Source organism: Pseudomonas sp. AC136, assembly GCF_979258585.1.
The window spans coordinates 2,770,023-2,784,408 of record NZ_OZ409865.1 but is presented as its reverse complement, the minus strand read 5'-3'; the positions used below and the strand labels follow the sequence as shown (position 1 = coordinate 2,784,408).

Here is a 14,386-nt window from a genome sequence, read left to right as displayed (position 1 = left end):
CATCAGGTGACGGATATTGGAGGTTTGTCGTGTCAGCCATCGTTTCTCTCTTGCGTAGCCGCTTGCTGCGCCCGGTCTTCATTGCACTCGGAATTGCACTGCTGGTGCAGGTCCTGGTGGCCGTTGCACTAACTCGGAGCACGGTCGGTGCGCTGGAGGTCGATCTGGGCGCGCGCCTGGGTTCCGACACCCAGCGGCTTGAGTCCGAATTGGAGGAGGCGGGGCGCGAACTGTCTTCGGGCCTGGGCACCTTATCGACACGCACCCGCGAGCGCCTCGCCGCCGGCCTTTCTTCGCGCTTGAAGGAAGAGCAGGCGCAAATGCGCGCCACGCTCGAACAGAACCTCAAAGATTCGGCCAACGACATGGCGCAGCTGTTGGCGGCGGTGGCGCCGCGTGCGATGTGGGATAACGACGGTCCCGCGCTTTCCGAATTTGCCCGGCGCGCGCAACGCAACCCGAACGTGCTGTTCGTGGTGTATGACGATGCGCAAGGGCAACATCTGACCCGTTACCTAAACCGCGAAAATCCGCTGATCAAAGCGCTAATGGATAAAGGCGAGGGCGAGCGGGCATTGGACAAAGTGCTCAACGCGGCGCGTAACGACAAATCCGTTTACCTCATCGAAGCGCCCATCAGCCCTAACGGCGTGGAAATCGGCAAGGTGCTCATGGGCGTTTCCACCGCCTCGGTAGAGCAGCAGTTGGTCGCGCTCGACAAACGTTTCTCCGCGCTGATTGCCAGTGGCGATCAGTTGGTCGCCGATAGCCTGTCGGGCGCTGCTACTGAAAGTACCGCCGCTCTGACGGCGCGATTGAAAGCGGCACAAACCGAAACGGCCGGCATGGCCGACGGCGCTCGTACCTCCGTTCAGGAATCCGCTGCCACATTGAAATGGCGCATCGGTTTGGGCTTGGTGCTGGTGGGCCTTTGCGTGTTGCTGACGCTGGCGATCGTGCTGGGGCGGCGGGTGGTGAGCAAGCTGCACTTGCAGATTGCTGCGCTGAACGATTTGGCAGCGGGCGAGGGCGATTTGACCCGTCGCATCGAAGTCACCAGCCGCGACGAGATTGGCGACATGGCCATCGCTGTGAATCGCTTTGTCGAGAAATTGCAGCCCATCGTGCGTGAGGCGGGCGAGGTCGCGGTCAGCACTGGCGTCGAAATCAAAGGCCTGGCCACTCGCAGCGTTGCGGCCGAAGCGGCTGCTGAACGTCAGCGTGATGAGGTGGCGGGCAGTCTCGAGGCGTTGGCGGTGATGGCTGGCGATGCGCAGGCTGAAAGTCGCGCTATGCAGGCGGCCTTGCAGCGCGTAGTGTCGATTCGCCAGGACGCCAACGAGAACGCCGTAATCGCCACGAAAGTCGGCGCCTTGATTGAGGAGCTGGTGTCCCGCGTTGATGCCGGGTCGGCGGTGATCGAGCGACTGGCGCGTCAGAGCGAACAAATCGAAATGGTGCTGACCGTTATCCACGGCATCGCCGAGCAAACCAACCTGCTGGCGCTCAACGCGGCCATCGAGGCGGCGCGAGCGGGCGAGACCGGTCGAGGCTTCGCTGTGGTGGCGGACGAGGTGCGCGCGCTGGCCAGCAAGACGCAGCAGTCCACGGGCGATATCCAGTCGCACATCACCGCTCTCCAGCAAGGGGCACGTGAGGCGGTGTCGGTGATCGGCCGCGCCGGTCAGCAGGCTAATGAAGGCTTGGCAGCGCTGCGTGACAGCGAGCGGTTGCAGTTGTCGGTGCAGGCGGCGGTGGATGACGTTCACGCCGCAATAAAGGCGGCCACCCAGGCGGCCGCGCATCAAGCCGAAGGTGCCGATGCAGTTCGAGGTCGCGTAGAGGTTATTCACGCAGAAGCGCAGCGTGCCGCCGAAGCGGGTGCGGCGACAGCGGCGAGCGGTCGTGTGCTGGATGGGTTGGCGTCGCGGCTTAAATCCAGCTTGGGTCAGTTCCGCGTTTAACGGCGCGTTCGTTGGGGAGGTCGGGCGTTCCCGGCTTCCTTAACGCTCGCCATTGGCCAAATCGCAGGCACAAAAAAACCGGCCTATGCCGGTCTTTTTGTTGCTGAGGTTGGTAGTACCTCAGTCTAAATTGGTGCCCAGGAGAAGACTCGAACTTCCACGATGTTGCCATCGCTAGGACCTGAACCTAGTGCGTCTACCAATTCCGCCACCTGGGCGTTGAGTTCGTTGATTGCTCAAGTACTTTCAACTACAACAACGTTTGCCGTCGTTGTGGGCGCGAAATATACGGACCAGTTTGAATGTTGTAAACCCCTGATGTGAAAAAAAACTTTATTCGTTCACGTGAGCAGACCAAGATAGCGTTTTCGCGCTTCAATAGGCGCAAGACACTTACTTCTCTATATAGATAAGGCGAACCCTCTCTAATGGCCGATTGGCAATCCCTCGATCCCGAGGCCGCTCGTGAAGCGGAAAAATACGAAAACCCTATCCCAAGTCGTGAGCTGATTCTTCAGCATCTGGCGGATCGCGGTTCGCCAGCCAACCGCGAGCAGTTGGTAGAAGAGTTCGGCCTCACCACTGAAGAGCAGCTTGAAGCCTTGCGTCGTCGCCTGCGGGCGATGGAGCGTGACGGCCAGTTGATCTACACCCGTCGTGGCACCTACGCGCCGGTCGATAAACTCGACCTTATCCTCGGTCGCATCAGCGGTCACCGCGATGGCTTCGGTTTCCTCATTCCGGATGACGGCAGTGATGACCTTTTCCTGAGCCCTGCTCAGATGCGTCTGGTCTTCGATGGCGACCGTGCATTAGCACGCGTTACCGGCCTTGACCGCCGTGGTCGCCGTGAGGGTGCGGTTGTGGAAGTGATTTCCCGCGCCCACGAAACCATCGTTGGCCGCTATTACGAAGAAAGCGGCATCGGCTTTGTCGTCGCCGACAATCCGAAAATCCAGCAAGAAGTGCTGGTCACGCCGGGTCGCAACGCGAGCGCCAAACAAGGCCAGTTCGTTGAGGTGAAAATCACCCATTGGCCAACGCCGCGCTTCCAGCCTCAGGGCGACGTGGTTGAAGTGGTCGGCAACTACATGGCGCCGGGCATGGAAATCGACGTGGCGCTGCGTAGCTACGACATTCCCCACGTATGGCCTGAAGCGGTGCTTAAAGAAGCCGCCAAGCTCAAGCCGGAAGTGGAAGAGAAAGACAAAGAAAAACGCATCGACCTGCGCCACCTTCCGTTCGTAACCATCGACGGCGAAGACGCCCGCGACTTCGACGACGCGGTGTATTGCGAGAAGAACGGCAGCAACTGGCGCCTGTTCTCCGGCGGCTGGAAGCTGTACGTCGCCATCGCCGACGTTTCTCACTACGTGAAAATCGGCTCGGCGCTGGACGACGAATCGCAAGTGCGCGGCAACTCGGTGTACTTCCCCGAGCGCGTAATCCCGATGCTGCCGGAAGAACTGTCGAACGGCCTCTGCTCGTTGAACCCCAAGGTCGACCGCTTGGCGATGGTCTGCGAGATGAGCATCTCCAAGACCGGCAAGATGACCGACTACCAGTTCTACGAAGCGGTCATCCACTCCCACGCGCGCCTGACCTACAACAAAGTCAGCGCCATTCTCGAAACGCCGAAAAGCGCCGAAGCTAAAGCCTTGCGCACCGAGTACGCCGACGTGGTGCCGCACCTCAAGCAGCTGTACTCGCTGTATCAGGTGCTGCTGGCTGCTCGCCATGAGCGCGGCGCCATCGATTTCGAAACTCAGGAAACCCGCATCATCTTCGGCTCCGGCCGTAAGATCGCTGAGATCCGTCCGACCACTCGTAACGATGCCCACAAGCTGATCGAGGAATGCATGCTGGCCGCCAACGTGGCCACCGCCGAGTTCCTTAAGAAGCACGAGATTCCTGCTTTGTATCGCGTGCACGATGGTCCGCCGCCAGAGCGTCTGGAAAAGCTCAAGGCATTCCTCGGTGAGCTGGGCTTGTCGCTGCAACGCGGCAAATCCAAAGAAGGTCCGTCGCCCAAGGACTACCAAGCGTTGCTGGAAGGTATTCGCGAACGGCCGGATTACCACCTAATTCAAACCGTCATGCTGCGCTCGTTGAGCCAGGCGGTTTACAGCGCCGATAACCAGGGCCACTTCGGCCTGAATTACGAGGCGTACACGCACTTCACCTCGCCTATTCGCCGTTATCCGGACTTGCTCACGCACCGCGCCATCCGCAGCGTCATTCGCTCGAAGATGGACACGCCGCACGTTAAGCGCGCCGGCGCAATGATGATTCCGAAAGCGCGCATTTATCCGTACGACGAACCCGCGCTGGAGCAATTGGGCGAGCAGTGCTCGTTGTCCGAGCGCCGCGCCGACGAAGCCACCCGCGACGTGGTGAACTGGCTCAAGTGCGAGTTTATGAAAGACCGCGTGGGCGAAAGCTTCCCGGGCGTGATCACGGCTGTGACGGGGTTCGGCTTGTTTGTCGAGCTCAAAGACATCTATGTCGAAGGCCTGGTGCACGTCACCGCCTTGCCGGGCGACTACTACCATTTCGATCCGGTTCACCACCGCCTGGCGGGCGAGCGCACTGGCCGCAGCTTCCGTCTGGGCGACAGCATCGACGTCAAAGTCATGCGCGTTGATCTGGACGAACGCAAAATCGACTTCGAGCTGGCGCAAGCCACTATCGATGCGCCGATCGGCCGTAAAGGTCGCACCTCGGCCGCGACCAAAGGCGGTGCGCGCGAGCGTGCTGAGAAGGCGAACGCAGCACCTACTTCCGGCAGCGCTGACGTCAAGCGCAGCCGCGAAGTGAAAAGCGCGTTGCTCGCTGAAGCGAAAAGCAAAGGCAAGGCCAGCGCCGCCGGAAAAGGCGCCAAGCCCAGCGCGCATCGCAAAGGCCCGCCGAAAGCTGGCGCTGCAGCACCGAGCAAAAGCGGCGGCGCTCGCAAGCCAAAGGGTAAAGCATGAGTCAGTTGGAAAAAATCTACGGCGTGCACGCCGTAGAAGCCTTGCTGCGTCACCATCCCAAGCGCGTTAAACAGATCTGGCTCGCCGAAGGACGCAATGATCCGCGCGTTCAGTTGTTGCTGGAATTGGCGGCCCAATCGCGAGTGGCGGTTGGGCAGGCCGAGCGCCGCGAAATGGACGCCTGGGTTGAAGGCGTGCATCAGGGCGTGGTCGCAGAAGTGAGCCCGAGTCAGGTGTGGGGCGAGGCGATGCTCGACGAGCTGCTGGACCGCAGCGAAGGCCACCCGCTGTTGCTGGTGCTCGATGGCGTAACCGACCCGCACAACCTCGGCGCCTGCCTGCGCACCGCCGATGCGGCTGGCGCGTTGGCGGTGATCGTGCCGAAAGATAAATCCGCAACGCTGAACCCGACCGTGCGCAAAGTGGCGTGCGGCGCGGCGGAAGTCATCCCGCTGGTGGCCGTCACCAACCTGGCTCGCACGTTGGAAAAACTCCAGCAGCGCGGCTTATGGGTGGTGGGTACTGCAGGCGAGGCCGAGCAAGACCTGTACGACCAGGACCTGACCGGGCCGACCATTCTGATCATGGGCGCCGAAGGCAAAGGCATGCGTCGCTTAACCCGCGAGCATTGCGATTACCTGGTGCGTTTGCCCATGGCCGGTAGCGTCAGCAGCCTTAACGTCTCGGTGGCCACAGGCGTCTGCCTGTTCGAAGCCATGCGCCAGCGCGGTGTGAAGGCCAAGGCCGGAAAATAGTGCTGCACCGCCTGTGGGAGCGGCTTTAGTCGCGATGCGTTTGGATAAAAGGCATCGCGGCTAACGCTGCTCCCACAGGTTTCTCTGCCTTCCTGGCAACTGTTCAAATATTCACCAATTGCCTTGCGCGCCCCAGCCCCCTTCTCTACAATTGCGCCCCTTGCCGTGACGGCAGGCGCATACGTGCCCTTTTGTCTGGTGAGCTAACAGTGTCATTCACTCCTTGTCTGACCGCGCTAAGCGGCAGGCTACAACCCGTAAGGAGCATTTATGCGTCATTACGAAATCATCTTTCTGGTTCACCCGGACCAGAGCGAGCAAGTCGGCGGCATGGTTGAGCGTTACACCAAGCTGATCGAAGAAGACGGCGGCAAAATTCACCGCCTGGAAGACTGGGGCCGTCGTCAACTGGCCTACGCAATCAACAATGTTCACAAGGCTCACTACGTGATGCTGAACGTTGAGTGCACCGGCAAAGCCCTGGCTGAGCTGGAAGACAACTTCCGCTACAACGATGCCGTGATCCGTAACCTTGTCATCCGTCGCGACGAAGCCGTAACTGGCCAGTCCGAGATGCTCAAGGCTGAAGAAAACCGCAGCGAGCGCCGCGAGCGTCGTGACCGTCCTGAAGCCGATTCCATCGATGGCGACAACGATGACAACGACAACAGCGACAGCGATAACGCTGACGAGTAATCCACGGATCTATTGAGGAGCCAATCTCATGGCACGTTTCTTCCGTCGTCGTAAATTCTGCCGTTTCACCGCTGAAGACGTGAAGGAGATCGATTACAAAGATCTCAACACGCTGAAAGCCTACGTTTCTGAAACCGGCAAAATCGTTCCAAGCCGTATCACCGGTACCAAGGCTCGTTATCAGCGTCAGCTGGCCACCGCTATCAAGCGCGCCCGCTTCCTGGCCCTGCTCGCCTACACCGACAGCCACGGCCGCTGAGACCGGAAGGTCGATACGTAGTAAGGGATAAATCGCATGCGCGCAGTTGCTGAGTTCATCATGCGCGGTCGCATGCAAGCCACCCTTGTGGTGGTGGGTAGTGCGGCATTGCCGCTGCTGTTCTGGTTGAGTGCTGCTGCAGGTTGCCTTGTGCTCTTGCGGCGCGGTTTGAAGGACGCTACTGGCGTTCTGGTTTGGGCTCTGCTGCCGGCGTTGGTCTGGTGGTACTTCGGCGAACCGCGCACCTTGTTGGTGTTGCTGGGCGCTCTGGGGCTGGCGTTGGTGTTGCGCGCTGGTGGGTCATGGAGCCGGGTGCTGTTGTGTAGCGTGGCTTTGGGCCTGGTGTACGGTTTGGTATTGGGTTCGCAGTACCGTGAATTTCTCGAAGCGGTAGCGGCGGAGTTGCAAAAACTCCTGCCGCAGGCCCTCGGGGAACTCCACCAGCAATTGCCGGTGGAAGAGCGGGCTCGACTGGATGCCTTGCTAGTGCCGGTGCTGACTGGATTGCTGGCGTCTGTGCTGCAAATCGTCAGTCTGCTGTGCCTGATTCTTGGGCGTTATTGGCAGGCTGCGTTGTACAACCCTGGTGGTTTCGGGCTCGAGTTTCGGGCGTTGCGACTGCCGCCAGCGTTGGCGATGGGGCTGTTGGTGTGCATGCTGCTAGGTCCGAATATTGGACCGCAATTGGCCATGCTTACACCGCTGTGCAGCGTACCGCTGGCGTTTGCAGGATTGGCCTTGTTGCATGGGCTGGTGTTTGTAGGGCGACTGGGCAAGTTCTGGCTGGTCGGGATGTACATAGGCCTGCTGCTCTTTATGCAGCTGATTTATCCGTTACTGGTGGCCCTGGCCATTGTCGACAGTCTGATTGATTTTCGCGGACGCCACGCACGCAACGGTGCCGGCCCCGCGAACGGTGAAGGTTAAAAGTTAAGAGGTAAGACCCAAATGGAAGTCATCCTGCTGGAAAAAATCGCCAACCTGGGCAACCTGGGCGACAAAGTGAATGTTAAGGCTGGTTACGGCCGTAACTTCCTGCTGCCGCAAGGCAAAGCAACTGCCGCTACCGCTGCGAACGTTGCTGCGTTCGAAGAGCGTCGTGCAGAGCTGGAAAAACTGGCTGCCGAGAAGAAAGCTTCGGCTGAAGCTCGTGCTGCTCAACTGGCTGAGCTGGAAGTGACCATCACTGCCACCGCTGGTGATGAAGGCAAGCTGTTCGGTTCCATCGGTACTCACGACATCGCCGACGCCCTGACCGCCTCTGGCGTGGAAGTGGCTAAATCGGAAGTGCGTCTGCCGAACGGTACCATCCGTAACGTGGGCGAATTCGACGTAGCGGTGCACCTGCACTCCGACGTTGAAGCCACTGTCCGCGTTGTCGTGGTAGCTGCTTAAGTAACGCCAATCGCCCCGCACCTCTGGTGTGAGCGGTTTACATCGGGCACGATCTGCACTCGCAGATCGTGCCCTTTGTCTTTCTGTATTCCTTGTTTTGCATTCCTGATTCCGTGTGGCCATGAACGATATTTCCGATCCCGAACAGTTCGACCTGCAAACCGCTGCGCTAAAGGTCCCGCCCCATTCCATCGAGGCCGAACAGGCCGTGCTCGGTGGCTTGATGCTCGACAATAACGCCTGGGAGCGGGTGTTGGACCAGGTTTCGGACGGTGACTTCTATCGCCATGACCACCGCCTGATTTTCCGCGCCATCGCCAAGCTGGCCGACCAAAACTCGCCGTTCGACGTCGTGACGCTCTCCGAGCAGCTCGACAAAGAAGGCCAGACCTCGCAAACCGGTGGTCTGGCTTACCTCGGTGAGCTGGCGAAAAACACCCCGTCGGTGGCCAACATCAAGGCCTATGCGCAGATCGTTCGTGAGCGCGCCACATTGCGCCAGTTGATCGGCATCAGCACCGAAATCGCCGACAGCGCCTTCAACCCCCAAGGCCGGCAAGCTGCCGAAATTCTCGATGAAGCGGAGCGGCAGATCTTCCAGATCGCCGAGGCCCGGCCGAAAACCGGTGGCCCGGTGGGCGTGAACGCGCTGCTGACCAAAGCCATCGACCGCATCGACGAGCTGTTCAATACCGGCGAAGGCATCACCGGTCTGTCCACCGGCTTCACCGACCTCGACGACAAAACCAGCGGCCTGCAGCCCTCGGACCTGATCATCGTCGCCGGTCGTCCGTCGATGGGTAAAACCACCTTCGCCATGAACCTGGTGGAAAACGCCGTGCTGCGCAGCGACAAAGTGATTCTGGTGTACTCGCTCGAAATGCCAGGCGAATCGCTGATGATGCGTATGCTGTCCTCCCTCGGCCGTATCGATCAGACCAAAGTGCGTTCCGGTCAGCTCGACGATGACGACTGGCCGCGCCTGACCTCGGCGGTCAACCTGCTTAACGACCGCAAGCTTTTTATCGACGACACGGCCGGCATCAGCCCTTCGGAAATGCGTGCGCGAACCCGTCGTCTGGTGCGTGAACACGGCGACGTCGGCCTGATCATGATCGACTACCTGCAACTGATGCAGATCCCAGGCTCCAGCGGCGACAACCGGACCAACGAGATTTCGGAAATTTCCCGTTCCTTGAAAGCCCTGGCCAAGGAATTCAACTGCCCCGTGGTCGCGCTGTCCCAGCTCAACCGCTCCCTGGAACAACGCCCCAACAAGCGCCCAGTGAACTCCGACTTGCGTGAATCCGGCGCCATCGAGCAGGACGCCGACGTGATCATGTTCGTGTACCGGGACGAGGTGTATCACCCCGAAACCGAACACAAAGGCGTGGCCGAAATCATCATCGGCAAGCAGCGGAACGGTCCGATTGGTTTTATTCGACTCGCGTTTTTGGGCAAATACACAAGATTCGAGAATCTAGCCCCAGGAAGCTACAATTTCGACGACGACGAGTAATTCCGGCCCAGATCGGCCGGAACGACGTCTATGCTGCGTCGCGCGGTGCTCGCGATCCTCATGGGCTGCAGCCCACTGCGGTCGCTGCGCTCCGGGCTTCTTGCCTAGACGCCGTTCCGACCAATCTGGCGAGCCGAAATTAGACCTACTGCGCGACGTTCTGGCTGCGTCGCGCGGTGCTCGCGTCCTCATGCGCTCCAGCCCACTCCGGGCGCTGTGCTCCGGGCTCCTTGCCAGAACGCCGCTCGCTACGGTCTCGCCAAAATTGCGTCAAAAGCAGTAGGTTGGGTTGAGCACAGCGAAGCCCAACATTCACCGCAAAACCACCCCTACGCCTTGTAACGCGGCGCCATAAAATCCGCGTCCACGTATGGCGCCAAGTAATCCTCAAGCCGCTGCCCGTCGCTGCATTCAAAGTGCTCATCGGTATCGGTCAAGGTATCCAGCCGATCAACCCGGAAATTACGAAAGTCGCCGCGCAGTTCGCACCAGCTGCATAGCGTCCAGGTCTGCCCCCAAAAGAACAGCCCCAAAGGCCAGATGCAGCGTTCGCTGCTCTGGCCTTTTTCGTCTTTGTAGCTCAGTTGCAGCTTACGTTGCTGGCGAATGGCGAGGCGCAGTTGGCCGAGCCAATGCACGGGGTACAGGTTGGTTTCCGGAGCGAACAGGTTGTGGCGATTGAGCTCGCTGCGCAGGTCGCCCGGCAGCACGCTGTGGATTTTCGCCAGTGCCGATTCCGCCGCCCGTTGCAGGGCCGGGTCGGCCCAGGCTTTGACCATTTTGGCGCCGATCATCAGCGCTTCGATCTCCTCGCGCTCGAACATCAGCGGCGGCAAATCCATGGGCTGGCGCAGCACGTAGCCGACGCCCGCTTCGCCCTCCAGCGGCACGCCGGAGAGCGATAAATCCTGAATGTCGCGGTAGATAGTGCGCACCGACACCTGCAGCCGTTCGGCCAGCCACTGCGCTGTGGTCAGGCGGCGGCTGCGCAAGAACTGCACGATCTGGAAAAGGCGGTCGGCGCGTCTCATGGCTGGTCTCGGTGGTGGGCTATCGCGGCCGAAGCCGCGATGTTTTAAACGTCAGGACACGCTGTGCAGCCCAACGCTATTGCCTTCACTGTCTTTAATCAAGGCAATGAAACCGTGCGGCGCGATCTCGGTGCGGGGCTGCAAAATGACGCCGCCAGCATTGGGAACACGGTCCAGCACGGCGTCGAGTTGGCCTTCCACATTGAGGTAAACGCGCGTGCCGCCGGTGCCCGGATGCATGCCTGCCATCGCACACACGCAGCCGCCGACGCCGCCGTTTTCTTCGCCGGGAAAAATGCCCATACGCGACATCGGCCCATCGACAATCGGCATCTCGATATCCAGCGCGCGCTGGTAGAAGGTGTGGGCGCGGTCGAAGTCGCTGACGTAGAGTTCAAACCAGTTCACGGCGTTCATGGCATTCATTCCTTGGCGTATTGAGGGAGTCGGCAGCAGTGGGCGGGGTGCCGTTGCGTGCTGCTGGCGAGCACTTTACGAGGGGGCTACTGACAGCATTCTGTCAGTAGCCTGCAGAGATATTTCTGCGCCGTGCTGGGCTAAACTGCCGTCCCTTTTTTCCATGCTGCCGAGCCCGCCATGCGTCCGTTAATCGCCACCGTGAACCTCGCCGCCCTGCGCCATAACTATGCCGTCGCCCATCGCTGTGCGCCGGGCCGGCAGGCGTTCGCCGTGGTCAAGGCCAACGCATACGGCCATGGCGTGCGCGAAGTGGTGGCAGCGCTGGCGCACGCTGACGGTTTCGCCGTGTGCTGCCTGGAAGAGGCGCAAGCCGTGCGTGAGGTGAATGCGCAGGCGCGCGTGTTGCTGCTGGAAGGGTGTTTCGAGCCGGCTGAATACCAGCAGGCCGCCGCGTTAAACCTGGACGTCGCGGTGCACAACGCCGCCCAGGCCGAGGCGCTGATGTCAGCAGCCTTGTCGCAGCCGCTGAACGTGTGGCTGAAGCTCGACAGCGGCATGCATCGTCTGGGGTTCTCCGTCGCCGGGTTGCGCGAATGGCATGGCCGCCTGGCCGGAACCGGGAACGTGGCCGAACTCAATGTGCTCGGGCATTTCGCCTGCGCCGACGAGCGCGGCCATGAGCTGAATGAGCAGCAGGTCGAGCAGTTTCTAAGCCTGCTTGATCTGGATTTCGACCAGCGCTCGCTGGCCAATTCCGCGGCGCTGCTGACCATTCCCGCCGCGCACATGGACTGGCAGCGCCCCGGCATCATGCTCTACGGCGCCACGCCGTTTGCCGAGCTAAGCGCCAAGGAGTTGGGATTGCAGCCGGTGATGACACTCACCGCACAGGTGATCGCCCTGCGAGAAGTGCCGGCCGGCGAAAGCGTGGGCTATGGCGCTAGCTGGATCGCCCAGCGGCCCTCGCTGATCGGCACCGTCAGCTGCGGCTACGCCGACGGCTACCCGCGTCACGCACCGCCCGGCACCGAAGTGGTGGTGCGCGGCCAGCGCGTGCCGTTGGCGGGGCGGGTGTCGATGGACATGCTCAGCATCGATCTAACGGACGTGCCCGGCGCGCAGCTGGGCGATGCGGTCGAGCTATGGGGCGCGCAATTGCCCGTCGATGACCTGGCACAACGCTGCGGCAGCATTGGCTACGAATTGCTAACCAAAGTGACCGGCCGCGTGCCGCGCCGCTACCACGACTAACCCCGCCCCTGTAGGAGCGGCTTCAGCCGCGATGCTCTTGAGCAGCAGCGCGGCTAGCAGACCGCTTACACCAGCCCCGTCGGCACCTGCAGCACATCCAGAAACAGGCACTGCTCCGGCGTCAGCGAGCCATCCTTGCCGCGAATGATGCAGCCAGAACGGCCCTGGCTCTTGGCCTGATACAGCGCTTCGTCCGCCGCTTTGTACAAACCAGCGAATTGCTTGGCGTGTTGCGGAAACAGCGCCGCGCCAATACTGATGGTCACCGCTAGATTGTTCGCGCCATACAGCACCGGCTTGGCCAGTTCGCTCAGCAAGCGCACGGCAATTTCCTGCGCGTGCTGCTCGGCTTCGGGGCCGCTGATGACGATGGCGAATTCGTCGCCGCCCAATCGCGCCACCATGTCATTGCTGCGCACATGCTCGCGCAGGCGCTGGCCGATGGTGCGCAGCATCAGGTCGCCGGCGTCGTGGCCGTGGCGGTCGTTGATCGGTTTGAAATGGTCGAGGTCCACCAACAGCAGCGCCACCGATTCGTGACGGCGGCTGGCGTCGGCCAACGCTGTTTCCACGCGCTCAATCAGGTAGCGGCGGTTGGGCAGGTCGGTCAGCGGGTCGTGAAAGGCGGCGTGTTGCAGCGCCTGTTCCCGTTCACGCAATTGCTGGTTGGCCTGGGCCAGTTCGGCCGTGCGCACTTCCACGGCACGCTGGAGTTCGTCGGCACTGGCTTGTATCTGCGACAGGCGCGCGGTTTTCTCGCGGTCGGCTTGTTGCAGCGCCGTGGAGCGGTCGTGCTTGAGCGTCTGGATGCGGTAGGCGAGGGCGAAGGAAAACAAAATCGACTCCGCCGCCACCGCCAACGGAAACACATAGGCGTTCCAGCCAGCCGGCTGCACCACGCCCGTGGTGCGCAGCAGCAATAAGCCGGTGCTGCCCAGAATCAGGCCGTAGCCGCAGAGGTACAGCAGCGCCGGAAAGTAATGCTGCCGCCAGCGAATAAACGCCGCGCCCAGGGCCGCCGGAATACTGGTGAACGACAGCAGGGCAATAATCCACGCCGCCGTGCCGCGCTGGCCGGCAACGTCCAGCGCAATCGCCACCACGTACACCACGCACGCCAGGTTCAGCAGGTGATGGGCCCAGCGCACATAGCGCTTGGTCTGCATCAGCGTTTGGGTAAAGCGCGTGGCGAAAATGCCCCACAGCGAGGGCAGCACAATGCGGTCGAGCCACACCGGAACCGGGTGGTTGGGCCACAGGTATTGGAAGCCGTGGCCGGTCATGCTGACGATAAACAGCAGGGCGCCGCCGGTGGCGAGCACGTACCAGAAGTAAGCCGCGTCGCGCAGGCTGAAAAAGATAAACAGGTTGTACAGCAGCAGCGCCGTGATGATCCCGTAGATCAGCCCCAGGCCGATGTTTTCGGTGGCGGCCAGTTGGCTCAAATCATCGAGCTGCCAGACCTTCAGCGGAAACGAGTTACCGGCCGGGTCGTAGCTGCGCAAATAAAAGGTCAGCGGTTCGTCGCCCAGCTCAGGCAGCTTGAACAGCGTGCGGCGGTACGGGTAGTCGCGACCTTCGGCGTAATTCACCACTTCGCCGCTCTGGCGCTGCTGCCAACTGGTGTGCGGGCCGGGCAAATAGAGCTGCATATTCAGCTGGGTGACAGAACCGATCTCCAGCCACCACAGCGGCGGTGCATCGCTGCGCCGTTGCAGGCTGACTTTAATCCACCACGGGTTGCGACTCTGGCCGACGCTGGCCTTGCCGTTGGCCGGCACGAAACGCTGTTGAATGTCGGGCTTGGCCATGTCGGCAATGTTCAGCGTGGCGCCGACATCTTCGAGCAGCTCAATCTGCCCGTTCAGCGACTGGCCGCTGCTGCTGCGGTCGAGCAGCATGGGCGCCGCAGCCGACGCGTGGGCAGCGCACACGGTCAACAAGGCATACAGGCACATCCGCACAATGTTCAGCCGCACCGCAAAACTCCTTGTAGCCAAGCGCTGCGGCCGGGCGATTAAAACTGGATCGAGTATAGCTATCATGATCGGAAATTGATGACAGGGCTTGAGCGACTTTCTTGTCATCCATCGGCCAGTAGCTGACTGACACAGTCGGATTCTG

At 61.0% G+C, this 14,386-nt stretch carries 12 protein-coding genes and 1 tRNA gene; 9 read left to right on the top strand and 4 right to left on the bottom strand.

Going from position 1 to position 14,386, the window contains the following annotated elements:
* Positions 1-29 precede the first annotated feature (29 nt).
* A complete protein-coding gene (locus ACZZZU_RS12560; protein ID WP_463540336.1) occupies positions 30-1,964 on the top strand; it encodes a methyl-accepting chemotaxis protein in 1,935 nt (644 codons plus the stop codon).
* A gap of 131 nt (positions 1,965-2,095) precedes the next feature.
* Here ACZZZU_RS12560 and ACZZZU_RS12555 read toward each other — a convergent pair.
* Positions 2,096-2,182: transfer RNA gene (locus tag ACZZZU_RS12555), tRNA-Leu, on the bottom strand.
* 210 nt (positions 2,183-2,392) lie between these two features.
* On the opposite strand from ACZZZU_RS12555, the gene rnr reads away from it, so the two are divergent.
* The 7 genes from rnr (at position 2,393) to dnaB (ending at position 9,560) form a co-directional block, all read left to right on the top strand.
* Positions 2,393-4,936, top strand: a complete 2,544-nt coding sequence (gene rnr / locus ACZZZU_RS12550) for a ribonuclease R (RefSeq protein ID WP_463550771.1) — start codon at positions 2,393-2,395, stop codon at positions 4,934-4,936.
* Positions 4,933-5,691 carry a 23S rRNA (guanosine(2251)-2'-O)-methyltransferase RlmB gene (gene rlmB, locus ACZZZU_RS12545; protein ID WP_463550770.1) on the top strand — a complete coding sequence of 253 codons (759 nt, stop codon included), beginning with the start codon at positions 4,933-4,935 and terminating at the stop codon, positions 5,689-5,691. The genes rnr and rlmB overlap by 4 nt, the downstream gene beginning before the upstream one ends.
* A 270-nt stretch (positions 5,692-5,961) precedes the next feature.
* Complete coding sequence (rpsF, locus tag ACZZZU_RS12540) at positions 5,962-6,387, top strand: 30S ribosomal protein S6 (protein WP_122451573.1); 426 nt, start codon at positions 5,962-5,964, stop codon at positions 6,385-6,387.
* 28 nt (positions 6,388-6,415) lie between these two features.
* Positions 6,416-6,646: a 30S ribosomal protein S18 gene (gene rpsR / locus ACZZZU_RS12535; protein WP_002551829.1), complete on the top strand. Its 231-nt coding sequence runs from the start codon at positions 6,416-6,418 to the stop codon at positions 6,644-6,646.
* 36 nt (positions 6,647-6,682) lie between these two features.
* Positions 6,683-7,573, top strand: a complete 891-nt coding sequence (locus tag ACZZZU_RS12530) for a hypothetical protein (protein WP_463550769.1) — start codon at positions 6,683-6,685, stop codon at positions 7,571-7,573.
* A gap of 21 nt (positions 7,574-7,594) precedes the next feature.
* The gene (rplI, locus tag ACZZZU_RS12525; protein WP_122491944.1) at positions 7,595-8,041 is read left to right on the top strand and encodes a 50S ribosomal protein L9; all 447 of its coding nucleotides are present in this window, start codon (positions 7,595-7,597) and stop codon (positions 8,039-8,041) included.
* 121 nt (positions 8,042-8,162) lie between these two features.
* Positions 8,163-9,560 carry a replicative DNA helicase gene (gene dnaB / locus ACZZZU_RS12520; protein ID WP_122451570.1) on the top strand — a complete coding sequence of 466 codons (1,398 nt, stop codon included), beginning with the start codon at positions 8,163-8,165 and terminating at the stop codon, positions 9,558-9,560.
* Positions 9,561-9,889: 329 nt separating this feature from the next.
* On the opposite strand, the gene ACZZZU_RS12515 is transcribed toward dnaB, so the two are convergent.
* Both ACZZZU_RS12515 and ACZZZU_RS12510 read right to left on the bottom strand, forming a co-directional pair.
* The gene (locus tag ACZZZU_RS12515) at positions 9,890-10,591 is read right to left on the bottom strand and encodes a helix-turn-helix transcriptional regulator (protein ID WP_122491943.1); all 702 of its coding nucleotides are present in this window, start codon (positions 10,589-10,591) and stop codon (positions 9,890-9,892) included.
* 51 nt (positions 10,592-10,642) lie between these two features.
* The gene (locus ACZZZU_RS12510; RefSeq protein WP_122451568.1) at positions 10,643-11,008 is read right to left on the bottom strand and encodes a VOC family protein; all 366 of its coding nucleotides are present in this window, start codon (positions 11,006-11,008) and stop codon (positions 10,643-10,645) included.
* A 180-nt stretch (positions 11,009-11,188) separates the two neighbouring features.
* Between ACZZZU_RS12510 and alr the strand changes: the two genes are divergently transcribed.
* Positions 11,189-12,262, top strand: a complete 1,074-nt coding sequence (gene alr / locus ACZZZU_RS12505) for an alanine racemase (RefSeq protein ID WP_463550768.1) — start codon at positions 11,189-11,191, stop codon at positions 12,260-12,262.
* 65 nt (positions 12,263-12,327) lie between these two features.
* Here alr and ACZZZU_RS12500 read toward each other — a convergent pair whose 3' ends face one another.
* Complete coding sequence (locus ACZZZU_RS12500; protein WP_463552135.1) at positions 12,328-14,220, bottom strand: diguanylate cyclase domain-containing protein; 1,893 nt, start codon at positions 14,218-14,220, stop codon at positions 12,328-12,330.
* Between the last annotated feature and the right edge of the window lie 166 nt (positions 14,221-14,386).